We start from the raw sequence: 20,691 nt of genomic DNA on the forward strand, positions 1-20,691 counted from the left end.
GGTGGGGGGACGGGCACGGGTCGTCGTCGCTAGCCGACGACCTTCTGCAGCTCGTCCCGGAGATCACCCGCCTCTTCCGGCGTCAGTTCGACGACCAGGCGTCCGCCGCCCTCCAGGGGGACTCGCATGATGATGCCGCGACCCTCCTTGGTGACCTCCAACGGCCCATCGCTGGTCCTCGGCTTCATCGCCGCCATGCCATTCCCCTTTCTAGATGTTCCTCGCAGGTGGCCGGGGGCCGACCCACGGCACCGGCGCCGGTCCGACGCGTGCGGCCCGGTTCCGGAACCGTCGACCGGATCCGTGTGACTCGCGCCCGCGTGAGGTAAGGGACGTGAACCACTCTTCGTCCATTATCTCGGAGATCGGCCCCGGTGTGTGCGCCGGGCGACCGCAGCGCGACCGCGCGAGCATTCACCGGCGAGGAATCGTTGGTCAGTAAAGGTTATATCGGTCCTGACCGAATCCCGATGAGAGCGTGAGGGGCCGAACGGACTACTGCCCCGGCTCCGCCGGTCGAAACAGCGGGATCCGACCGCACCGGCGCCCGGGGCGGGACCTGGGCGTCCGACCGGGTCAGCCCAGTTCCCCGGTGGAGGTCATCCGCGTGCCCTCGTCGGTGACGGACGACCACTCCGACATGAGCGCCTGGTCGTCGTCGCCCGGCCAGAGGGTCAACTCCGCGTCGTCGACGCACCGGTCCTCGGGATCGGCGGTCTCGGTGTAGGAGTACACGACGCGGTCGTCGTCGCGCGCGGTCAGTTCCAGCGTCCCCGAGCAGGTGAACGTGGTCCAGGCGGTGCTGCCGCGCTCGGCGCCCTCCTCGATGCGGACCTCGGCGTGCCAGTCGGCGACCGGGTTTCCGTCGGTGTCGACCTGGTGCATGTCGCCCGACCAGGATCCGACGAACCTCTCCAGGTGCTCGGTGCTCTCCGCGATGCCGGCGCCCTCGTCGCCGACCAGGGTCCACGCGGCGGCGATACCGCCCGCGAGCACGAGGACCCCGAGTCCGATGCCGGACACGACGGCCAACCGACGGCGGCGCCGTTGCGTGTACCGGGTCGATCGGGGCGGCTGCCACAGGGACATCTGGCGAACGGGGGCGGCGGTGTCGCCGCGCCCGCCCTCGGGTCCGTGGTCGAGATCGGCTGCTGTGTCCATCCTCGCCATCCTGAGCGATGCTCCGCCCGCTCCGGTGGAACGGGGGGTACGTGTGTACAGCGAACGAGAATAGGGCACCCGAACCCGACGCGGCCGTCGGAAGCGGGAGGTCTGCTGTGACTCACGACATACCGGCGCGGCCGTTCGGGGCGGGGCGAACCGCTCCGGGCCGCCGTGCAGGGGGCGTCAGTCCTCCCCAGGCGCGGTGTGAGCGCCCTGCGCGAACTCCTCGGGTCTGGGCCCGCCCGAGTCCGCCGCGACCGGGGCCTCCGGCGGCTCCGGGGCGTAGGCGTCGCCGGGCAGCCGCCGGGAGCCGTCGGGTCCGTGGCCCTCGGGGACGTAGGGAGCGTCGAGCCGGGACAGCCGCCACTCCAGGTCCTCGATCCGCTCCTCGCGTTCGCGCAGCGTGGTGGTCAGTCGCGCCAGGAGCTCGTCCACGGCGCGCACGTGGTAGCCCCACATGGAGAGCGGCAGCAGGAGCCGGCCGAGGTCGGCCGACCGGACCGCGCCGTCGGCGGGCAGGTCCAGCGGGGGGTAGTCGGCCTCGAAACGGGCGAGCTGTCCGCCCTTGCCGAGCACGACGTAGACGACGCCCACGAGCACGGCCAAGGCGGCGGCGCCGACCAGGATCATGATGAAGACAGGCACGGAACGATCGTCCCACGCCCACCCGCCGATGGCCACCGGCACGCCGCCGCCTGTGGACGGCCGCCGTGCGGCGGGCCCCCGGCCGTCATCCGACGCCGGGCGGCACCTCGCCGTTGCGCTGCGCGATGTCCAGGTGCGACTTGCGGATGATGTCGACGACCTCGTCGGGATCGTCGGTCAGCTGGAGCAATTCCGTGTCCGCCGGGCTGATCAGCCCGTTCTCCAACAGCCGCGACTCGATCCACTCGTACAGGCCGCCCCAGAACTCCCTGCCGACCAGCACCACGGGGAACCGGGTCACCTTGTTGGTCTGCACGAGCGTGACCGCCTCGAACAGCTCGTCCAGCGTCCCGAACCCGCCGGGCAGCACCACGAAGGCCTGCGCGTACTTCACGAACATCGTCTTGCGGACGAAGAAGTACCGGAAGGTCATCCCCACGTCGATGTAGGGGTTGAGCGTCTGCTCGAACGGCAGCTCGATGCCCAGCCCGACGGACATCCCGCCCGCCTCCTGGGCGCCCTTGTTGGCCGCCTCCATCATGCCCGGCCCGCCGCCGGTGATCGTGGCGTACCCCGCCCGCGCCAGCCTGGTGCCGACCGTGACGCCCAGCGCGTAGTGGTCGCTGTCCGGCGTGACCCGGGCCGACCCGAACACGCTCACCGCGGACGGCAGCTCGGACAGCAGACCGAACCCCTCGACGAACTCCGACTGGATGCGCAGCACCCGCCAGGGGTCGGTGTGGACCCAGTCCGTCGGCCCCCGCTGGTCCAGCAGGCGCTGGTCGGTGGTGGTCTGCGGGATGGCCCGGCCCCGGTACGTCAGCGGGCCGGCGTGCCGAATGTGTTCCTCTTCCGTCATGTCGTGAGGCTATCCGAGCAGGAGCGGACGACGCCTGAACCGCGCGTGGATCCACGGTGACCGGAAGCGGCCGATTCACCTCCGAACGCCCTGGTCGGAGCGGTCGCGAGCGGCGGTCGGCCGCGCACCGGCGTCAGCGCGGACCGGAGAGCCAGGCGACCATCCGCTCCTCGGCCTCGCGGATCTTCGCGATCTCCGCGTACTCGTTGCGCGTGTGGGCCAGAGTCGGGTCGCCCGGGCCGTAGTTGACGGCGGGCACGCCCAGTTCGGAGAAGCGCGAGACGTCGGTCCACCCGAGCTTGGCGCGCGCCCGCCCCTCCCCCACGGCCGCCACGAAGGCCGCGGCGGACGGGTCGTCGAGCCCGGGGCGGGCCGGGGCGGCGGCGTCGGTCACCAGCACCTCGAAGCCGTCGAACACCTCGCGCAGGTGGGCCTCGGCGTCGCCCACGGACAGGTCGGGTGCGAAACGGTAGTTGACCGTCACGACGCACTCGTCCGGGATGACGTTGCCCGCGACACCGCCCTCGACGAACACCGCGTTGAGGCCCTCGTGGAAGCGCAGCCCCTCCACCTCGGGCTCCCGGGGGGTGTAGGCGCGCAGGATGTCGAGGATCGCCCCGGCGTCGTGGATCGCGTTCCTGCCCATCCAGGAGCGGGCGCTGTGCGCGCGCTCGCCCCGGGCGACGACGCGCACGCGCATCGTGCCCTGGCAGCCGCCCTCGATGACGCCGTCCGTCGGCTCCATGAGGATGGCGAAGTCGCCCGCCAGCCACGCGGGGTGGTTCCGGGCCAGGCGGCGGAGCCCGTTCCGGTCGGCGTCGACCTCCTCGTTGTCGTAGAACACGTAGGTGACGTCGTGGACCGGCTCGGTGACCAGGGCGGCCAGCTTGAGCTGGACCGCGACCCCGGCCTTCATGTCGGAGGTCCCGCAGCCGTACAGTCGGCCGTCCTCCACGTGCGAGGGGACGTTGTCGACGATGGGAACGGTGTCGATGTGTCCGGCGACGACGACCCTGCGCGGGCGGCCCAGGTCGGTGCGGGCGACGATCGCGTCACCGTCCCGGGAGACCTTCAGGTGCGGCAGGTCGGACAGGGCCCGCTCGACGGCGTCGGCGAGGGTCCGCTCGTCGCCGCTCTCGGAGCGGATGTCCACGATGGCGGCGGTCAGGTCCGCCACGTCCGAGGTCAGGTCCAGCATCGTCTCGCCCCGTTCAGGTCGTCGTCGGTCGTCGCGGACGCCGCGCCGCGTACGGCGGGGGCGCCCGCCGTCCACCCTAGACAAGCGCGGGGCGCCCCTCGCACCGAGCGGGGACGCCCCGGGAGTTCCGGTCGCGTCAGGCGTTGACGCCGTGCTCGCGGAGGAGCTCGTTCAGGGCGAGCTTGTCGTGCTCCTGCCCCTCCTCCAGCCGCTTGAGCACCAGCAGGACCGGCATGCCGAAGTCCCCGCCGGGGAAGCTCTTGACACGGTTGGCGGTCACGCACACCGACCAGGCCGGGGCCTCGCCGCGCGGCAGCTCCTCACCGGTCTCGGCGTCGAAGACGCGTGTGGAGGAGGTGAGGATGGTCCCGGCGCCGAGCTTGGCGCCGGTGCGCACCCGTGCGCCCTCGACGACCATGCTGCGGGAGCCGAGGAAGGCGTCGTCCTCGATGACGACCGGGGAGGCCTGCGGCGGCTCCAGGACGCCGCCGACGCCGACACCTCCGGACAGGTGGACGTTCTCGCCGACCTGCGCGCAGGAGCCCACGGTCGCCCAGGTGTCCACCATGGTGCCGGAGCCGACGTGGGCGCCGATGTTGGTGAAGGACGGCATGAGCACGACGCCCGGGGCGAGGTAGGAGCCCCAGCGGGCGATGGCGCCCGCGACGACGCGGACCCCGTCGAAGCGGGTCTTGAGCGGCATGCGGTCGTGGTGGAAGAAGTCGCCGACGTGGGACTCCTTCATGTCCAGGACCTTGAAGCCGAGCAGGATGGAGCGCTTGGCGCGCTCGTCGACCACGACCTCGTCGGTGCTGGGGTCGACGAAGGCGACCCGCGCCTTCCCCTCGTCGATCTGGTCGATCGCGCCGACGATGGTCTCGCGCGCGTCGGTGTGGCCGGGGGTGAGTTCGGAGCGCCGCTCCCAGAGTTCGTCGATCTGGTCTGGCAGCGGACTTGTGTACGAGCTGGTCATGTACACCCACGTTAGCGGTAGTGCGGCGGTGCGCCGCGAACACCCCGGCGCGTGGGCCGGGGTCCCCGCCCCGTCACGCTCCGTCCGGGAGCGAGCCGCCGACTACAATGCGCCCGGGGCGCGCACCTCACCGCGCCCCACGCGGCGCACGCAGGGCACCTCCGCCCCGTGCGACGCGCTCCACCCGTCACCGACCCGTTGGTTCGCCCGTGCCCAGTAAGCGTCGGAAAATCTCCGCGTTCGTCAAGATCCTCATGGCCCTGTTCCTCGTGTGCGGCGCCCTCGTCGCCGGGGGTTACTACGTGCTGACCACGGTCGAGCCGCTGGAACAGGACGTCCAGGAGCCGCCCGAGCCCGCCTGCCGCCTCGACCTGGCCCAGGGGTCGTACACCCTGGAGCCGCTCCAGGCGGTGAACGCCACCACCGTCGGGGGCGTCGCGTTCAGCCGCGACCTCCCCGAGGAGGCGGTCACGGTGGCGTTCGCGACCGTGTGGCAGGAGTCGACCTTCTTCAACCTGGAGTACGGCGACCGGGACTCACTGGGACTGTTCCAGCAGCGGCCGTCGCAGGAGTGGGGCGAACCGGAGGAGATCCTCGACCCGGTGTACGCCAGCGCCGCGTTCTACGACGCTCTGGCGGAGATCGACGGCTGGGAGGAGCTGCCAGTGTTCGAGGCGGCCCAGGCCGTGCAGCACAGCGCCGACGGTTACGCCTACGACCAGCACGAGACGCTGTCGGCGGACATGGCCGAGGCGATCACCGGCGCCCTGGGGCCCGCGATGACCTGCTGGTACGACGCGCGGACCGTCGAGTCCCTGACCGCCGGGGAGGCCGACGTGGAGGGCGCCCAGGAGGAGATGGCCCGGGTGTTCGGCGTCGACCCGACCGCGCTGACCGCGGCGGAGGCCCCGAACACGGGTGATCTGGGGTGGGCGATGGCGCTGTGGGCGGTGGCCCACGCGGAGGAGTACGGGCTGACCTCGGTGACGTACGGGAACCAGCAATGGCGGATCTCCGACGGTCTGGACGGCGCCGAGGCGTGGGCCTCCCTGGGCGAGGTGACCGACACCGAGGGCAGCGTCGTCCTCGGCTGACGCCCGCGGACGGGCCCGGACGGCCCGCGCAGGCGACCTCCCGCGGCTACGGCCCCAGGCGCTTGACCGCGGCGTCGACCCGCTCGTCGGTGGCGGTGAAGGCCACCCGGACGTGCCGCGCGCCCGCCGTGCCGTAGAAGTCTCCGGGGGCCACCAGGATCCCCCGGTCCGCGAGGGCGGCCACGGCCCCCCACGCGTCGTACCCGGGGTGGCTCGCCCACAGGTACAGTCCCGCGTCGGAGTGCTCGATCCGCCACCCCGCGCCCTCGAAGGCCGCGCGCAGGCGGCTCCGGCGCGCCCGGTAGCGCTCCTTCTGCTCGGCGGCGTGGTCGTCGTCGTCCAGCGCGGCGCGCATCGCGGCCTGCACCGGGGCGGGGACGATCATCCCCGCGTGCTTGCGCACCGCGAGCAGCTCCCCGACCAGGGCCGGGTCACCGGCGACGAACGCGGCGCGGTAGCCCGCCAGGTTGGAGCGCTTGGACAGCGAGTGCACGGCCAGCAGGTTCTCGTGCGAGCCGTCGCACACGTCCGGGTGCAGGATCGACACCGGCTCCCGGTCCTCCCAGCCCAGGTCGAGGTAGCACTCGTCGGAGGCGACGATCGCGCCCCGCTCGCGCGCCCACTGGACCACCTTGCGCAGGTGCGGAACGTCCAGCACGCGACCGGTGGGGTTGCTCGGCGAGTTCACCCACACGAGGCCGACCCGGGCCGGACCGAGGGCGGTCAGACCGTCGGAGGCCACCGGCGCGGCTCCGGCCATGCGGGCGCCGACGTCGTAGGTCGGGTAGGCCAGTTCGGGGTGGACGACCGTGTCGCCCTCGCCCAGGCCGAGCAGAGTGGGCAGCCAGGCGACGAGCTCCTTGGAGCCGACGGTCGGCAGGACGGCTCCGTCGGCGACCCGGACACCGTGGCGGCGCGCCAGCCACCCGGCGATCGACGCGCGCAGCTCCGGGGTTCCCCACGTCATGGGGTAGCCGGGCGAGTCGGCGGCGTCGGCCAGAGCCTGGCGCAGGGTCGCGGGCACCGGGTCGACGGGCGTGCCGACCGACAGGTCCACGATGCCGTCCGGGCTGGCCGCGGCCGCGCGCTTGTACGGCGCCAGCCGGTCCCAGGGGAAGGTCGGGAGGCGGTCCGTCACGCGTCGCCGTGCGGCCATCGGTGCGTTCTCCATCCGGGTCGGGGTGCGGGAGTGTCGGTGCGGGGTGCGGGCTCCGGACAAGCGTCGCGCCGACCCCCGTCCGGGGATCGGCGCGACACCCACGTTCGGCTGCCCGTCAGAGGACAGCACCCTCTGCGCCAAGGGGGTGCGTACGACCGCCCGGCGTGGGGCGGCCGGTCGCTCGGGACCTCTCAGTCCGCCTGCTTCGGGAGCTTGGCGATGAGCGGGTGGTCCCGGTCGATCTTGCCCACCTTCGAGGCGCCGCCCGGCGAGCCGAGGTCGTCGAAGAAGTCGACGTTCGCCTTGTAGAAGTCCTGCCACTGGTCGGGCAGGTCGTCCTCGTAGTAGATGGCCTCGACGGGGCAGACCGGCTCGCACGCACCGCAGTCGACGCACTCGTCCGGGTGGATGTAGAGCATGCGCTCGCCCTCGTAGATGCAGTCCACAGGGCACTCGTCAATGCACGCCTTGTCCAGCACATCGACACAGGGCTGCGCGATGACGTAGGTCACGTCGAACTCCTTGATCTCACCCCCGCGCTCCCACGGGGAGTACGGGGACCTTCGGAATCCCGGCGAGGGGCCGGCGTGCGGGCGCCGACTCCCCCGGTTCCCGGGCTCCGCAAGCTGTTGGCACAGATGTCGTTCTCCTAGTATGGCGTCGGAGAATACCCAGCGCACAATCGGGGGTGGAGTTCGATGCGCATGAGGGGTCGTCTGGTGCACCGGATCGCCCACGAGGACGTGGGAAAGCGCGTATCCCTACGAATCCGCCTCCCCGACGGCGGGTTCACCGATATCGTCGGTGTGGTGGAGTCCTGGGCGGACGGCGTGTTGACCCTGCGCCGCCGGGACGGCTCGGTGGCCGAGGTCGCCGAGTCGGGCATCGCCGCCAGCCGCGTCGTTCCCCCCGTGCCCCCGCGCCGACGCGGTGGCCGCCCCCCTCGGACGCCCTGACGCGCGCCCCGGCTCCACGACGGCCACTCGGAACACGACCACCGCCCGCCGGACGTTGCCGGCCGGGTGTGAGAACACGCCTGAACGCAGGCATTCTTCGCCCCGTCCGGGGTAGGAGACGGCAAAGTCCCGCCGCGAGCCGAGCCAGCTCAGCGCGGGACGCAGGACAGCGGCGCGCCCCGACGACTCCCCGCGTCGGGTGGGCGCGATGCACGGCGGGAGGTGGTGAGCGCCCATCATGCGCGAAGCGGTCGCGTCCGCCCTGGCGGAACTGGCCGGACGGGACGAGCGGGCGGCCGTGGCCGCGCGCGAGGCGCTGGACACGCTGGCCCCCGACCACGACATCGAACGGCTCACCCAGCACTCCGTCCAACGCTACTGCTGGTTCGAGCTCCCCGTACGGTTCCAGGGGTCCCCGGGCGACCGGCTGTTCGCCGCCCGCTCCCTCGGCCGTCTCTTCACCCTCCTGCACCTCCACCGCTACGCGCGGGTGTGCTCCGCGCCCGAGACGGTCGCGCTGTCGTCCGCCTACGACGAGGACCACGACGCCGGTCTGGCGATGTACGAGCGGCTCATGTGGGAGTCGGGCGTGGAACCCCCGGACCTGCCCGAACTGACGTGGGGCGGCGCGGTCGGCGACGCCGAGATCCGCGCGCGCCTGGAGACCGCGGCGGCGCTGGAGCTGGCGGTCTCGGTCGGCGACGTCCGACCGGGCAGGCACGGGTGGCGCACGGCGCAGGCGCGGTTCACCCGCTCCTTCCTCACCCAGCCCGACCGCCGGGGGTTGAGCCACCTGGACCGGGTGCGCGAGGAGAGGGTGCGCGCCTGGATCGGTTCGCCCGTGCATCCGCACAGGCAACGGCTCTGGCCGCTGGTGGGACGGATCATCGCCGGGGTGGACGTGCCGCGCGCGGCCGACACGGCGATGGCGCCGCTGCGCACGCTGTTGGACCTGGCGGCGGAGGGGATCGCGCTGACGCAGATCGGGTACATCGCGCCGGGCGTGGTCCGCCTGCTGTGCGCCGACCTCGGCTGGCGGACCTCGCCCGACCCCCCGCGCAGCGAGACGGACGCGACCCAGCTCATCGCGCTGCACCAGATGCTGCGCGGCATGCGCGCGGTGCGGCGCTCGGGGCGGCGGCTGGTGCTCACACGGCGCGGGCGCCAGCTGAGGGAGGACCCCGAGGCGCTGTGGCTGGCCGCCGCGGAGACGCTGTGCCGCACGGGCGGGATCGAGCAGGCGGCGGCGGAGACGCTGCTGGGTGTCCTGCTGACCCGGCCGCCGCAGGGCACGGGGTCGCACGCCCAGCGCGGAGAGTCGGACGTGGTCGCGGCGGAGCGCGCGCTCACCGAGTCGGGGTGGGTGCCCGCGGAGGTCCCGGTGTCGGCGGGACGGCACGCCGCGGCGCACCGCAGGACCGCGGAGACCGCGTCGGACCAGGTGCGCGCGCTGGTGATGGCGGTCGGGTGGCTGTTGGAGACGCTGGGGCTGCTCACGGAGGACGACGGCGGGGGCCGCAGGGAGCTGACCGGGCCGGGGCGGGCGTTCGCGATCACGTGTCTGCACACGTCGGCGGTGGCCCCGCGCGCCGTGGTGTGAGGGCGGTGGCCCGCACCCCGCGAAGCGGCCCCGGGCGATGGTGGGCGGCAGGAGGGCGGAACCGCGGCCGAAGGCCGTCCGTTGAGGGCGGTGGCCCGCACCCCGCGGAGCGCCCCCGGGCGATGGTGGGCGACGGGTGGGAATACGCTGGACCGCGAACCACCCGCGAACAGCAGGAGCACCATGCCCACGCCCGAGACGCCGCCGAGCGCGGACACGAATACGGAGGACGCGCCCGGCGCCGACCCGTGGGAGACGATGCCGCAGGACGCGCTCAACGTCCCCGACCTCGACGTGGACGAGGAGCGCGACGTGCCCGCGGAGGAGGCCACGAAGGCCGCCGGCGCCGAGACGGCGGACCGGCCCTCCGCGTCGGGTGGATGGACGGACTTCCTGCCCAGCCCGGTGTTCGTGCTGCTGCTCGGCCTGGCCGCGTTCGCCGGCTGGCTGTCGTGGGAAGCGGTCGAACTGGACTGGGCGGCCGAGGACGCGTCGGTCACACCGCTGATCCCGCCCCTGCTCATCGTCCTCGGGTGGATCGTCTCCGCGACCGTCCACGAGTTCGGGCACGCGCTCGCCGCCTACCTCGCCGGTGACCGGTCGCTGCGCGGGAGCGGGTACCTGCGGCTCAACCCGTTCGCGTTCCGCGAGGTCTTCGGCGGTGCGGTCCTGCCGTTGGCCTACCTGTGCCTCGGAGGCCTGGGCCTGACCGGGCCCCCGGCCTACGTGAAGTGGGACCGGATCTCCGGCCCCGGGCGCGTCCTGGTGGCGCTCGCCGGGCCGCTGGCCAGCCTCCTGCTCGCGGCGGCGCTGACGGTCACCGTGTCGGTCCTGGTCCCACCGGGCAACGACACCACCAACTGGGCGATCGCCGCCCTGGCGTTCCTGTCGCTCGCCAACCTGACCGCGGCCGTGGTCAACCTGCTTCCCGTTCCGGGGCTGGACGCCTTCGAACCGCTCGCCCCGGCACTGCCCGCGAAGACGGCCTCCGCCCTGCGCACCAACGCGCTGTACTGCTCGATCGCGGTCTTCGCGCTGCTGTGGCTCCCGCTCGTCAACGAGCCCTTCCTCAACGCGTTCTACTGGTTCTACGACGCGGTCCTGCCGAACCCGGTGTACCCGGGCATGGTCTTCCACGGGCAGCTGCTGCTGCAGTTCTGGGCCGGTTAGCTCCGTTCGCCGCGCGCGGCGGACCGTGCGCGGCGCGCGCCCCGGATCGAGCTGACCACCACGGCCGACGCCAGCGCCAGCATCGATCCGAGCTGGAACGCGTTGTGGATCATGTGTCCGGTGAGCACGACGTCGCCACCGGGGTTGTAGCCGATCACCACGAAGAGGGCGACGACGAACCCGGTCGTGAAGGCCATGGCCGCGTCCGGCGTCCCGCTCCCCCAGACCAGGAGACGGCAGCCGGCGTAGAGCAGGGCGACGTAGACGAGGAGCGCGACCACCGCGATCAGCTGCGCGGGCTGGCCCGCCTCCCAGTACCGGGTCAGCCACCCCGCGCAGACGGACGACACGAACCCGACCACCGCCCCCAACGGCGCCACGGCGGCGAGCGTCGCCAGGCGCACCATGACCGAGGTGCCGCGCGCGCGTTCGTCCTCCGTTTCGGGACACGAGGTGCTCATGGGAGTGGAGGATACGCGGCCGGCGCCGCCGGAACCGGTCACAGGCCCGCGAAGAGGTCGGTCTCGAACTCGCCGCCGGAGGTGCGCGGAGTCGGGCCCATGAGCAGCGTGTAGTACTCCACGGCGTCGATCTCCTGCGCGATGCCGTTCGACAGCGCGAACCGCTCGCCCTCCACGGTGATCTGCGTGGCGTGCGCCCGCATCGCCAGGGTCTTGGCCGCCCAGTGGTCGGTGGCGTCGACGCGCGTGGTCACCGTCGAGTCCGGTGTGCCCAGCGCGATGTCGGACACGCGCGAGGGCGGGGTGAAGGAACCCGAGTCCTCGGCGAGCCGGGAGACGGACGCCTCGATCCGGGACACGGGCTGGGCGATCGCGTAGAGCTTGCGGACCCGCCAGGGGGAGCCCGGCATGGTGCGCTCGCCGGCCTTGACGCAGGCGCGGCGCGTGACCCGGTGGGCCTGGATGTGGTCGGGGTGGCCGTAGCCGCCGTTCTCGTCGTAGCTGACCACGACGTGCGGGCGTGTCTCGCGGATCAGCTCGGCCAGGAGGGTCGCCGCCTCCTCGACGTCGGCGCCCCAGAAGGCGCGCGGGTGGTCGTTGGCGGCGCCGTCGGCCATCCCCGAGTCCCGGTAGCGGCCGGGGCCGCCGAGGAACCGGTGGTCGCGCACCCCCAGGGCGACGCAGGCCTTGTCGAGTTCTCCGATCCGGTGCTCGCCGAGCGTGTCCTCGCGGTCGGCGGCCAGGTGCGCGAGGTCGTCGGGGATGACCTCGCCCTCCTCGCCCAGGGTGCAGGTCACCAGCGTGACCTGAGCCCCCTCGGCCGCGTACTTCGCCAGGGTCGCCCCCGTGACGATGCTCTCGTCGTCGGGATGCGCGTGCACCATCATGAGTCGCCTGTCCATCACGTAGCGAACGATACCGGGCGAGGCGCCGTTTCCCCGACGTATGCCCTCGGTCGGCCCCGACGCGCGGTCCGCGCGCCCGGCCCGACGGCCGCGACCCGGTGTGCGGAGGGGGCTCGCCGCCGTCGGCGCGGCGGTCCGGCGCGGTGATGGGACACAATCGCCCTATGAGCTTTCCTCGCCAACTTGCCCGAACCCAGCGCTTCAGCATCGGTGTCCCGTACGCGTTCGAGATCTCCCCGGACGGACGGCGTGTCGCCTTCCTGAGGGGACGGGACGGAGTGGACACCGCCACCTGCCTGTGGGTGCACGAGACCGAGCAGGGTACGGCGTGGGTCGCCGCCGACCCCCGGGCGCTCGGCGCCGACGACGAGAACCTTCCCCCTGAGGAGCGCGCCCGCCGCGAGCGGCTGCGGGAGAGCGGCGGCGGCATCGTCTCCTACTCGGTCGACGACGCGTTCACCCGGGCCGTCTTCACCCTCTCGGGGCGGCTCTTCTACGTGGACCTGGTCGGTGACGACAACGAGCCCCGTGAGCTGCCCGCCACCCAGCCGGTCGTGGATCCCCGGATCAGCCCGCGCGGCGACCGCGTCGCCTACGTCAGCGGCGGCGCGGTACGCGTCATCGACGTGGACGCGGCCGAGGAGGACCACGGGGACCGCGTCCTGGTCGAGCCCGACGGCGACCACGTGACGTGGGGTCTGGCCGACTTCGTCGCCGCCGAGGAGATGGGCCGGTACCGGGGCTTCTGGTGGGCGCCCGACGGTGGATCGCTCCTGGCCGCGCGGGTCGACGAGGCCGGCGTGGCCCGGTGGCACGTGGACGACCCCGGCAGTCCGGAACAGGAACCGGCCGCCCTGCGCTACCCCGCGGCCGGGACGGCCAACGCGGACGTGCGGATGGCAGTGCTGTCCGTCGGAACGGCGGGCCGGCACCGTGCGAGCGGCCCGGGCGCGCCCGCGTGGATCGAGTGGGACCGGGAGGCCCTGCCGTACCTCGCGCGGGCGGGGTGGACCACCGGGCCGGACGGCACCCCAACGGTGGTGTTCACCGCGCAGAGCCGCGACCAGCGCACGATGACGCTGTTCAGCGCCGACCCGGTGACCGGTCTGGTCGCGGACGTGCGCACCGACACCGACGACGTCTGGCTGGAGATCGTGTCGGGCGTGCCGGACCACACCGCCTCCGGCGACCTGGTGTGGGTGGCGCGCGACCCGGACCGCGGCGAGCGGCGGGTGTACGTGGGCGGCGACCCGGTCAGCCCGCCCGACGTGTACGTGCGGTCGGTGGTCGACGTGGACGGGGACCGGATCCTGTACTCCGGGTCCCCGGCCGGTCGTCCCGGAGACGTGTCCCTGTGGTTGGTGGACCTGCCGACGGGGCTGGCCGCGCCGGTGGAGGTGCCCGGGCACGGGTGCAGCACCGCCTCGGACGCCGAGGCGCACAGCGGTGTGCGGTCGGGACGGCTGCGCGGGGACACGCTCGTGGTGCAGCACCGGTCGATGGAGTTCCCCGGGGTGCACACGCTGGTCTTCCGCAACGCCAGTTCGGAGACGCAGCGGGAGCAGTCCGAGATCGAGAGCTTCGCGGAGAGCCCCGACCTGCCGGAGCAGCTGCGGGTGACGACCTGGAGGGCGGGTGAGCGGGAGATCCCGACGGCGCTCGTGCTGCCGTCGTGGTACCGGGAGGACCTGCGCCCGCTTCCGGTGCTCATGGCGCCGTACGGGGGTCCGCACGCGCAGCGGGTGCTCAACGCGCGGGGGGCGTACCTGACCGCGCAGTGGTACGCCGAGCAGGGGTTCGCGGTCCTGATCGCGGACGGGCGCGGCACCCCCGGGATCGGTGTGGAGTGGGAGCAGGAGATCCACCTCGACCTGGCCACGCCCGCTCTGGAGGACCAGGTCGAGGCGTTGCGGGACGCGGCCGAGCGGTACCCGTTCCTGGACACCTCGCGCGTGGGGATCCAGGGGTGGTCGTTCGGCGGGTACCTGTCGGCGCTGGCGGTGCTGCGCAGGCCGGACGTGTTCCACGCGGCGATCGCGGGCGCCCCGGTGATCGACTGGAAGCTGTACGACACGCACTACACCGAGCGGTACCTGGGCACGCCGCAGGAGCGGCCGGAGGCGTACGAGGGCAGCTCGCTGCTGGCGGACGCGGCGAAACTGGAGCGCCCGCTGATGATGATCCACGGGCTGGCGGACGACAACGTGGTGTTCGCGCACACGCAGCGGATGTCCTCGGCGCTGCTGGCGGCGGGACGCAAGCACACGGTGCTGCCGCTGTCGGGGGTGACGCACATGCCGTCGGACCCGGTGGTGGCGGAGAACCTGATGCTGCTCCAGGTCGAGTTCCTGAAGGACAGCCTCGCCGGCGCGTAGACGAAGGGGTGCGGCCGGGGCGGTTCCGGGCGGGACCGCCCCGGCGCCGGACGTCCGGAGGCCGCCCCGAGCGCCCGCCCGCCGGCGGCGGCCCTAGCCTGGGGGTATGCGTTCCTTCGCCGTGCCGCTCGCTCTCGCGGCCGATGTGGTCTGTGTGCTCGCCTTCGTCGTGATCGGCAGGGCCGACCACGAGACGGGCCTCGCCCCCGCCGCCGTGGCCTCGACCGCGTGGCCGTTCCTGGCCGCCCTCGCCCTCGGGTGGCTGGTCACCCTGGCGTGGCGCGCGCCTGTCCGGATCTGGCCGACCGGGGTGTTCGTGTGGGCGGTGACCGTCGCCGGGGGCATGGTGTCGCGCCTGGCCACGGGCGAGGGGGCGCCGACCGGCTTCGTCGTGGTGACGTCCGTGTTCCTCGCCGCGACCCTCCTCGGCTGGCGCGCGGTGGCCCTTTTCGCCGCCACGAGGCGACAGCGCGCGGTCTGACGGGGAAGACTGGAGGTGACCGCACCCCCTTCGGGAGGAGAGCCCCCATGCCCGATCCCGCCACCCTCGCCCTCGCCGCGGCCGTCGCCACCGGCGCCGTGTCCAAGATCGCCGAGGTCGTCAGCCAGGCGACGATCGACGACTTCAAGTCCCTCCGCAGGACCCTCTTCCGGTACTTCCGCGGTGTCCCCGACGCCCAGGAGGCGCTCGACGAGGCCCGTGTCGAGCCGGACGACGACGACGCGATCGCCTCGGTGGCCGACCACATCGAACGCGCGGCCGCGGCCGATCCGGAGGTCCGACGCCTCGTCGACGCACTGACCGCCGAGATCGGCGAGGACAGGGGCGGTACGCACGTCAACTCCTTCAGCGGCGACAACAGGCACGGCATCTCGATCCAGGCCAGGACCGTCAACGGGGGCGTCCACCAGTGGAATGCTCCGTAAGCTGGAACGGATGAACGAACACGCCGCACCCGCGACCACCCCGACGCGCCCTCCCGCCCCCGGCGAGGACGAGGCGCGCGAGGTGGGCGTGGGCCCGTGGGCCGGCCCCTGGCCCGAGGACGACCGGTACGATCCCGAACTCCTCGCCGGGGGCGACCGACGCAACGTCGTGGACCGGTACCGCTACTGGCGGCGCGAGGCGATCGTCGCCGACCTCGACGCCGTACGGCACCCGTTCCACGTCGCCGTGGAGAACTGGTCGCACGACTTCAACATCGGGTCGGTGGTGCGCACCGCCAACGCCTTCGGGTGCGCCGCCGTGCACATCGTGGGCCGCCGCCGGTGGAACCGCCGGGGCGCCATGGTGACCGACCGCTACCAGCACGTGCACCACCACCCCGACACCGCGTCGCTCCTGGGGTGGGCGCGGGAGCGCGGGCTCCCGCTGGTCGGGATCGACAACCTGCCGGGCGCGGTCCCCCTGGAGACCCACCCGCTGCCGCGCGAGGTCGTGCTGGTGTTCGGCCAGGAGGGGCCGGGGCTGTCCGAGGAGGTCCGGAAGGTGTGCGGGGCGGTGCTGTCCATCGCCCAGTTCGGGTCGACGCGGTCGATCAACGCGGGCGCCGCGGCGGCCGTGGCCATGCACGCCTGGGTGCGGGCGCACGTGTTCGACCAGGCGGTGTGAGCCTTCCCACCACCGCCTCGACCACGGGCCGTCGTGACAGTCCCGTGATCTAGCATGTCGGGAACGCCCTCCCCTAACAGAGAGTCCCTGGGATGAGTTCGATCGTCACCGCCTCCGCCCGTCCCGCCACGATCGACGATGTGCCCGGTGTCGCACGCGTCCTGAGCAGGGCGCTGCACGACGACCCTCTCTTCCGGTGGCTGTTCCCCGACGAGGAGCAGCGCATGGCGCGTACCCGCAGGTTCTTCGCCCTGACGGCGGGCTTCGGCTACGTCCCGTCCGGGGACACCCGCGTCGCCACCGTCGCCGGGGGTCCGGGGGAGGCGTCCGTCGTCCGGGCGGCCGCGCTGTGGGCGCCGCCGTCGACCAACCCCGAGGGCCCGCTGGTGTCGCTGCGCACCTGGCCGCACTGGGGGCCGCTGATCGGTCGGTCGCGGATGAGCGCCTTCGTCCGCGTGTTCGCGGAGTGGAAGATGGCCGCGCCCCAGGAGCCCCACCTGTACCTGGCGGGTCTGGGCGTCGACCCCGCGGTCGCGGGCGCGGGCCTGGCGAGGGAGCTGTTGACCTCCGGGCTGGCCCACGCCGACGCCGCGTACACTCCCGTCTTCACGCAGACGCTCGACCCCGAGAGCGCGGCGTTCTTCGAGCGGTTCGGCTTCAAGGCGGTCCGCGAGGTCGAGCACCCCGGCATCGGGACCAGCCGTTTCCTCCTGCACACGCCGTCCTGAGCCGAACTCCGGCGGGCTTTCCGGGAATCCCCCACCCGTGATTTTTCCGTGATCTAGCATGAGCGGTGACCGAGGTCCCGCCACACGGGAAGAGGCAGTGCGCATGACCCCCACGGCTCCGGCGGACGCCGGTGTCCGCGCCGCGACGATGGACGACGTTCCAGCCGTGGCGCGCGTTCTCAGTCGCGCGTTCCACACCGATCCGCTCTTTCGATGGTTCTTCCCGAACGAGGACGAGCGCCTGGCCGGGACCGCCCGCGCGTGCGCCCTGATCGCGGGGTTCGGGCACGTGCCGGACGGGACCGCCAGCGTGCACGCGTCGCGCGAGACCCCGGACGGGCCGCCGGTCATCCGCGGCGCGGCCCTGTGGACCCCTCCGGGGGAGCACGTGGAGCGGCCGCTGGCCGTGGTGCGCGCTCTCCCGCACTGGGCGCGGCTGCTGGGGCTCTCGCGACTGCGCCGGGTCGCCCGGTTCATGGGCGAACTGCGCGACGCCGTGCCGGAGGAGCCGCACTGGTACCTGTCGATGCTGGGCACCGACCCGGTGGCGCGCGGCACCGGCGTCGGTGCGCGCCTGCTGCGCGCGGGGCTGGCCCGGGCGGACGCCGACGCCGTGCCGGTCTACCTGGAGACGATGAACGCGGCCAACATCGGCTACTACGAGCACCACGACTTCCGCGTGGTGCGCGCGGTCAACCAGCCGTCGGCGCCGCCGACCTACTGCATGCTGCGCCCCGCTGCGGTCTGAACGCCGAGCAACCGGAGAACGCTCTCCCGCAGCACCGCCGAGGCGGTACGCGCTGGCCGACCGGCCGCGTCGTGCCCCACCCCGCCCGGCGGCGTCCACGGGCCCGGTCTGTCAGCCGGCGCCCTCGCCGAGGGGTCCCGCCACCAGGGTCCGGGCGGCACGGCCGTAGTCGTCGGCGGACAGGTCCGGATCCCAGGCGCGCTGGAGGATGTACCCCTGGACGACACCGAGCAGCACGCGTGCGGCGGCCGTCGCGTCCACGCGCGCCGGGATCTCACCGTGCTCCTGCCCGAGCACGACCCGTTCGCGCAGCTGGTCGAGCACCCCGTCGACCCCGGTTCGCATCGCGTCGCCCAGCGCCGTGTCGCGCAGGGCCTCGCCCCAGGCCTGGACGGCGAGGCGTGTCCGGGAGTCGACGCGGTCCATGGCCTCGATGGTCGCGGGCAGTTCCCCGACGAGCTCGGGGAACGGCCTCCCCCGGGCGATGGACTCCCGTACGACGCTCTGCACCGTGCCGATCGCGTCCGTCGCGATCGCGACGATGATGTCGTCCTTGCTCCTGAAGTAGCGGTAGACCGCGCCCGGGGACAGCCCTGCCTCGTCGATCACGTTCCGCATGGACGTGCGGTGGAAGCCCTCCCGGGCGAAGCACGCGGCGGCCGCGGTGAGGATGTGTTCCCGGCGTTCGGCCAGGTAGGCGTCGGAGACTCGTGGCATGCGCACATCGTAGAACGGACGGTCGTTCTTGACGGACACGCCGCGGTGGTGGATTCTTAAAAAGAACGAACATTCGTTTTTTGGAGTGGCCATGACCGACGTCCTCATCGTGGGTGCGGGCCCGACCGGGCTCGCACTCGCCGCACGCCTGCACGATCTCGGTGTCCGCGTACGGATCATCGACAAGCACGACAGTGTCCTGGAACTGACCAAGTCCGCCGCACTGCACGCCCGAACCCTGGAACACCTGCGCGACCTCGGCGCGGCCGAGGCGGTCCTGGCTGAGGGCCAGCGGGTGGACGTGCTCACCCTGCGCACCGGCCGCCGCGACCGCATCGCCGTCGACTTCCGCACCCTCGCCGACACGTCCTTCCCGTTCATGGTCGACATCCCCCAGGCGCGGACCGAGCACCTCCTCATCGACGGCCTGGCGGAGCGGGGGCTGGAGGTCGAGCGCGGAACCGAGTGCACCGGCGTCGAACAGCACGCGGACGGGGTCCGCGCCACCGTCGCCTCGGACGGCCGCGTACGCACCCTGGAGGCCCGCTGGCTGGTCGGGTGCGACGGATCCCGCAGCACGGTCCGCCGACTGCTCGGGATCGAGCGGACCGGCGCCCCCTACGCCGACGACTGGGTCCTGTGCGACGCCGAGGCCGACTGGCCCCTGCCCCGCAACGAGATGACCTTCTCCGGGGACACCGAGGGGATCTTCGGGGTCTTCCCCCTGCCCGGCGAGCGGCGGTACCGCCTCGCCTACACCGCCACGCCCGGGGTCGAGCCGAGCCTCGCCGACGCCCAGCGCTGCATGGCCCGCACCGGGATCGACGGGACCATCCGGTCCGTCGACCAGTTCTGGACCTTCTCGCTGGCCCATATGCAGGCCGTCCGCTACCGGGACGGCCGCGTCCTCCTCGCCGGGGACGCGGGGCACGTCCACACGCCCTTCGGAGGCCAGGGCCTCAACCTGGGGATCGGGGACGCGATGAATCTGGCCTGGCGGCTGGCCGCGGTCGTCTCCGGCACGGACTCCCGGCTCCTCGACGGCTACCAGGACGAGCGCCACCCCGTCGCCGCCGAGGTCATCGCCTTCACCCACCGCGGCGCCCAGGCGATGCTGCTGCGCGGCGACCCGCGCCGCCACCTGCGCGACGCGGCGCTCTCCGTGCTCCAGTCCTCCGACCGCGCCCGGCGCGCGCTCGCCCGCCGGTTCTCCCAACTCGACCACCACTACCGCCGGGCGGCGGGCAACGGGGGCCGCGCGGGCGGCCTCGTCGGCGGCGACCGACTGCCCGACCTGGAGTTCTTCGACGGCCTCGCCCAGCGGACCCGCCGCCTGCACGACCTGCTCGCGCCCGACCGGCACACCCTCCTGCTCACTGACGCCGGGCGGTCCGACGGGCTCACCGTGCCGGACTCGTGCGCCGTCCGCCTCATCACCCCGGACTGGGCGCGGGCGCGCGACGCGCACGGCGTCCCGACCGCGCTCGACCGGGGACGGTCCGCCGCCCGGTTGTACGGCTCGGCGTACCTGGTCCGGCCCGACCGGCACGTCGCCCGGATCGGTTCCCCCTCGGATCTGGCGTCCGCCCTCGCGCCGCTCGGCGCACGGGGGGAGGTCGGATGAGCGCCTCCGTCGTCCCCCTCCCCCTGGGGTCGTCGACCGTCTACGCCGTCCGGGGGCGGCGCACCGTGCTCGTCGACACCGGCTTCGCCGGCCACGAGGACCGCGTGCTCCGCCGTCTGGTCCGGGCGGGGATCGACCCGGGGTCGGTCTCCCTCATCGTCCTGACGCACTGCCACCCCGACCACGCGGGAGGGGCCGCCGCGCTCCGCCGGCGGCTCGGGGCGCCGGTCGCGGTGCACGCGGCGGAGGCGGCGTGGGCGGAGGCGGGCACGAGTGAGCTGTACGAGCCGCAGGGCGCGTTCGGGCGGATCCTCACATGGACCCTGAACACGCGCTTCCCGGCGTTCAGCCCGGACGTGGTCCTGTCGGACGGCGACGGACTGGACGCCCACGGGGTTCCGGTCGACGTCCTCCACACCCCGGGACACACGCCCGGATCCATCGCCCTGCACCATCGGGAGAGCGGAGACGCCCTGGTCGGGGACCTTCTGGCCGGAAGCATGACGCGCCGCGACCGGCCCGGTCCGCCCTTCCTCGCCCAGGACACCGACTCGATCCGGGACAGCGTGCGGCGGGTCCTGGCCTCGGGCGCCACGCGGTTCCTCTTCGGCCACGGCCGCCCGGCTTCGGCGGCCTCGGTCCGTCGCCTGGCCGCCCCGTGCGGGTAGCCGCCGGACACGCGACGGGGCCGCGCCCCCGGTCT

The 20,691-nt window shown here is 73.3% G+C and carries 23 protein-coding genes; 12 read left to right on the plus strand and 11 right to left on the minus strand.

All coding sequences use genetic code 11. The annotated features are described in order from the left end of the window. Window positions 1-29: 29 nt before the first annotated feature. The 6 genes from ACIBFB_RS02080 to ACIBFB_RS02105 all read right to left on the minus strand — a co-directional run bounded on the left by ACIBFB_RS02080 (window position 30) and on the right by ACIBFB_RS02105 (window position 4,839). Window positions 30-197 carry a DUF3117 domain-containing protein gene (locus tag ACIBFB_RS02080; RefSeq protein ID WP_358561313.1) on the minus strand — a complete coding sequence of 56 codons (168 nt, stop codon included), beginning with the start codon at window positions 195-197 and terminating at the stop codon, window positions 30-32. A 379-nt stretch (window positions 198-576) separates the two neighbouring features. Next, window positions 577-1,161, minus strand: a complete 585-nt coding sequence (locus tag ACIBFB_RS02085) for a hypothetical protein (RefSeq protein ID WP_397225166.1) — start codon at window positions 1,159-1,161, stop codon at window positions 577-579. Window positions 1,162-1,347: 186 nt separating this feature from the next. Next, window positions 1,348-1,809, minus strand: coding sequence for a hypothetical protein (locus ACIBFB_RS02090; RefSeq protein ID WP_397225168.1), 462 nt, complete (start codon window positions 1,807-1,809; stop codon window positions 1,348-1,350). A gap of 85 nt (window positions 1,810-1,894) precedes the next feature. Beyond that, a complete protein-coding gene (locus ACIBFB_RS02095; protein ID WP_397225170.1) occupies window positions 1,895-2,668 on the minus strand; it encodes a TIGR00730 family Rossman fold protein in 774 nt (257 codons plus the stop codon). 133 nt (window positions 2,669-2,801) lie between these two features. Further along, window positions 2,802-3,866, minus strand: coding sequence for a succinyl-diaminopimelate desuccinylase (dapE, locus tag ACIBFB_RS02100; protein ID WP_397225172.1), 1,065 nt, complete (start codon window positions 3,864-3,866; stop codon window positions 2,802-2,804). Window positions 3,867-4,002: 136 nt separating this feature from the next. Continuing rightward, window positions 4,003-4,839 (minus strand): 2,3,4,5-tetrahydropyridine-2,6-dicarboxylate N-succinyltransferase, encoded by an 837-nt coding sequence (locus ACIBFB_RS02105; RefSeq protein WP_397225174.1) that lies wholly within the window; start codon window positions 4,837-4,839, stop codon window positions 4,003-4,005. Window positions 4,840-5,048: 209 nt separating this feature from the next. On the opposite strand from ACIBFB_RS02105, the gene ACIBFB_RS02110 reads away from it, so the two are divergent. Next, window positions 5,049-5,933: a hypothetical protein gene (locus tag ACIBFB_RS02110; protein ID WP_397225176.1), complete on the plus strand. Its 885-nt coding sequence runs from the start codon at window positions 5,049-5,051 to the stop codon at window positions 5,931-5,933. Between the two features lie 46 nt (window positions 5,934-5,979). Here ACIBFB_RS02110 and dapC read toward each other — a convergent pair whose 3' ends face one another. Further along, window positions 5,980-7,089 (minus strand): succinyldiaminopimelate transaminase, encoded by a 1,110-nt coding sequence (dapC, locus tag ACIBFB_RS02115; RefSeq protein WP_397225178.1) that lies wholly within the window; start codon window positions 7,087-7,089, stop codon window positions 5,980-5,982. 194 nt (window positions 7,090-7,283) lie between these two features. Beyond that, window positions 7,284-7,604 (minus strand): ferredoxin, encoded by a 321-nt coding sequence (gene fdxA, locus ACIBFB_RS02120; RefSeq protein ID WP_358561336.1) that lies wholly within the window; start codon window positions 7,602-7,604, stop codon window positions 7,284-7,286. Window positions 7,605-7,790: 186 nt separating this feature from the next. On the opposite strand from fdxA, the gene ACIBFB_RS02125 reads away from it, so the two are divergent. The 3 genes from ACIBFB_RS02125 to ACIBFB_RS02135 all read left to right on the plus strand — a co-directional run bounded on the left by ACIBFB_RS02125 (window position 7,791) and on the right by ACIBFB_RS02135 (window position 10,818). Further along, window positions 7,791-8,048, plus strand: coding sequence for a hypothetical protein (locus ACIBFB_RS02125; protein ID WP_397225181.1), 258 nt, complete (start codon window positions 7,791-7,793; stop codon window positions 8,046-8,048). A 238-nt stretch (window positions 8,049-8,286) separates the two neighbouring features. Beyond that, the gene (locus tag ACIBFB_RS02130; protein WP_397225183.1) at window positions 8,287-9,648 is read left to right on the plus strand and encodes a hypothetical protein; all 1,362 of its coding nucleotides are present in this window, start codon (window positions 8,287-8,289) and stop codon (window positions 9,646-9,648) included. Window positions 9,649-9,831: 183 nt separating this feature from the next. Then, window positions 9,832-10,818, plus strand: a complete 987-nt coding sequence (locus ACIBFB_RS02135) for a site-2 protease family protein (protein ID WP_397225185.1) — start codon at window positions 9,832-9,834, stop codon at window positions 10,816-10,818. On the opposite strand, the gene ACIBFB_RS02140 is transcribed toward ACIBFB_RS02135, so the two are convergent. Together ACIBFB_RS02140 and mshB are read right to left on the minus strand one after the other, a co-directional pair. Next, window positions 10,815-11,279 carry a hypothetical protein gene (locus ACIBFB_RS02140; RefSeq protein ID WP_397225187.1) on the minus strand — a complete coding sequence of 155 codons (465 nt, stop codon included), beginning with the start codon at window positions 11,277-11,279 and terminating at the stop codon, window positions 10,815-10,817. The two genes, ACIBFB_RS02135 and ACIBFB_RS02140, sit on opposite strands and share 4 nt — an antisense overlap. A gap of 38 nt (window positions 11,280-11,317) precedes the next feature. Continuing rightward, the gene (gene mshB, locus ACIBFB_RS02145) at window positions 11,318-12,184 is read right to left on the minus strand and encodes an N-acetyl-1-D-myo-inositol-2-amino-2-deoxy-alpha-D-glucopyranoside deacetylase (protein WP_397225189.1); all 867 of its coding nucleotides are present in this window, start codon (window positions 12,182-12,184) and stop codon (window positions 11,318-11,320) included. 164 nt (window positions 12,185-12,348) lie between these two features. Between mshB and ACIBFB_RS02150 the strand changes: the two genes are divergently transcribed. From ACIBFB_RS02150 to ACIBFB_RS02175, 6 genes are all read left to right on the plus strand, one after another. Beyond that, window positions 12,349-14,559 carry a prolyl oligopeptidase family serine peptidase gene (locus tag ACIBFB_RS02150; protein WP_397225191.1) on the plus strand — a complete coding sequence of 737 codons (2,211 nt, stop codon included), beginning with the start codon at window positions 12,349-12,351 and terminating at the stop codon, window positions 14,557-14,559. 106 nt (window positions 14,560-14,665) lie between these two features. Further along, the gene (locus ACIBFB_RS02155) at window positions 14,666-15,040 is read left to right on the plus strand and encodes a DUF3054 domain-containing protein (protein WP_397225193.1); all 375 of its coding nucleotides are present in this window, start codon (window positions 14,666-14,668) and stop codon (window positions 15,038-15,040) included. Window positions 15,041-15,087: 47 nt separating this feature from the next. Further along, a complete protein-coding gene (locus tag ACIBFB_RS02160; protein WP_397225195.1) occupies window positions 15,088-15,486 on the plus strand; it encodes a hypothetical protein in 399 nt (132 codons plus the stop codon). 10 nt (window positions 15,487-15,496) lie between these two features. Continuing rightward, window positions 15,497-16,171 (plus strand): TrmH family RNA methyltransferase, encoded by a 675-nt coding sequence (locus ACIBFB_RS02165; RefSeq protein WP_397225197.1) that lies wholly within the window; start codon window positions 15,497-15,499, stop codon window positions 16,169-16,171. A gap of 92 nt (window positions 16,172-16,263) precedes the next feature. Continuing rightward, window positions 16,264-16,899, plus strand: coding sequence for a GNAT family N-acetyltransferase (locus tag ACIBFB_RS02170; protein WP_397225199.1), 636 nt, complete (start codon window positions 16,264-16,266; stop codon window positions 16,897-16,899). Window positions 16,900-17,002: 103 nt separating this feature from the next. Then, window positions 17,003-17,647 carry a GNAT family N-acetyltransferase gene (locus ACIBFB_RS02175; RefSeq protein ID WP_397225201.1) on the plus strand — a complete coding sequence of 215 codons (645 nt, stop codon included), beginning with the start codon at window positions 17,003-17,005 and terminating at the stop codon, window positions 17,645-17,647. Window positions 17,648-17,758: 111 nt separating this feature from the next. Here the strand turns inward: ACIBFB_RS02175 and ACIBFB_RS02180 are convergent, their stop codons facing one another. Beyond that, complete coding sequence (locus tag ACIBFB_RS02180) at window positions 17,759-18,364, minus strand: TetR/AcrR family transcriptional regulator (protein WP_397225203.1); 606 nt, start codon at window positions 18,362-18,364, stop codon at window positions 17,759-17,761. 91 nt (window positions 18,365-18,455) lie between these two features. Between ACIBFB_RS02180 and ACIBFB_RS02185 the strand changes: the two genes are divergently transcribed. Both ACIBFB_RS02185 and ACIBFB_RS02190 read left to right on the plus strand, forming a co-directional pair. Then, entirely contained in the window at window positions 18,456-19,988 is a 1,533-nt protein-coding gene (locus ACIBFB_RS02185) for an FAD-dependent monooxygenase (RefSeq protein ID WP_397225205.1), read from the plus strand. Further along, window positions 19,985-20,656 (plus strand): MBL fold metallo-hydrolase, encoded by a 672-nt coding sequence (locus ACIBFB_RS02190; RefSeq protein ID WP_397225207.1) that lies wholly within the window; start codon window positions 19,985-19,987, stop codon window positions 20,654-20,656. Before ACIBFB_RS02185 ends, ACIBFB_RS02190 begins: the two co-directional genes overlap by 4 nt. Window positions 20,657-20,691: the final 35 nt, after the last annotated feature.

Origin of the sequence: Nocardiopsis sp. NPDC050513 (genome assembly GCF_044457925.1) — a bacterium.
Lineage (GTDB): Bacteria > Actinomycetota > Actinomycetes > Streptosporangiales > Streptosporangiaceae > Nocardiopsis.

Bases quoted from the DNA above. Each gene is read 5' to 3' on its own strand.
- ACIBFB_RS02080 (WP_358561313.1), bottom strand. From the start codon at position 197: ATGGCGGCGATGAAGCCGAGGACCAGCGATGGGCCGTTGGAGGTCACC.
- ACIBFB_RS02085 (WP_397225166.1), bottom strand. From the start codon at position 1,161: ATGGACACAGCAGCCGATCTCGACCACGGACCCGAGGGCGGGCGCGGC.
- ACIBFB_RS02095 (WP_397225170.1), bottom strand. From the start codon at position 2,668: ATGACGGAAGAGGAACACATTCGGCACGCCGGCCCGCTGACGTACCGG.
- dapE (WP_397225172.1), bottom strand. From the start codon at position 3,866: ATGCTGGACCTGACCTCGGACGTGGCGGACCTGACCGCCGCCATCGTG.
- ACIBFB_RS02105 (WP_397225174.1), bottom strand. From the start codon at position 4,839: ATGACCAGCTCGTACACAAGTCCGCTGCCAGACCAGATCGACGAACTC.
- dapC (WP_397225178.1), bottom strand. From the start codon at position 7,089: ATGGCCGCACGGCGACGCGTGACGGACCGCCTCCCGACCTTCCCCTGG.
- ACIBFB_RS02125 (WP_397225181.1), top strand. From the start codon at position 7,791: ATGCGCATGAGGGGTCGTCTGGTGCACCGGATCGCCCACGAGGACGTG.
- ACIBFB_RS02130 (WP_397225183.1), top strand. From the start codon at position 8,287: ATGCGCGAAGCGGTCGCGTCCGCCCTGGCGGAACTGGCCGGACGGGAC.
- ACIBFB_RS02135 (WP_397225185.1), top strand. From the start codon at position 9,832: ATGCCCACGCCCGAGACGCCGCCGAGCGCGGACACGAATACGGAGGAC.
- ACIBFB_RS02140 (WP_397225187.1), bottom strand. From the start codon at position 11,279: ATGAGCACCTCGTGTCCCGAAACGGAGGACGAACGCGCGCGCGGCACC.
- ACIBFB_RS02150 (WP_397225191.1), top strand. From the start codon at position 12,349: ATGAGCTTTCCTCGCCAACTTGCCCGAACCCAGCGCTTCAGCATCGGT.
- ACIBFB_RS02155 (WP_397225193.1), top strand. From the start codon at position 14,666: ATGCGTTCCTTCGCCGTGCCGCTCGCTCTCGCGGCCGATGTGGTCTGT.
- ACIBFB_RS02160 (WP_397225195.1), top strand. From the start codon at position 15,088: ATGCCCGATCCCGCCACCCTCGCCCTCGCCGCGGCCGTCGCCACCGGC.
- ACIBFB_RS02165 (WP_397225197.1), top strand. From the start codon at position 15,497: ATGAACGAACACGCCGCACCCGCGACCACCCCGACGCGCCCTCCCGCC.
- ACIBFB_RS02170 (WP_397225199.1), top strand. From the start codon at position 16,264: ATGAGTTCGATCGTCACCGCCTCCGCCCGTCCCGCCACGATCGACGAT.
- ACIBFB_RS02175 (WP_397225201.1), top strand. From the start codon at position 17,003: ATGACCCCCACGGCTCCGGCGGACGCCGGTGTCCGCGCCGCGACGATG.
- ACIBFB_RS02180 (WP_397225203.1), bottom strand. From the start codon at position 18,364: ATGCCACGAGTCTCCGACGCCTACCTGGCCGAACGCCGGGAACACATC.
- ACIBFB_RS02185 (WP_397225205.1), top strand. From the start codon at position 18,456: ATGACCGACGTCCTCATCGTGGGTGCGGGCCCGACCGGGCTCGCACTC.
- ACIBFB_RS02190 (WP_397225207.1), top strand. From the start codon at position 19,985: ATGAGCGCCTCCGTCGTCCCCCTCCCCCTGGGGTCGTCGACCGTCTAC.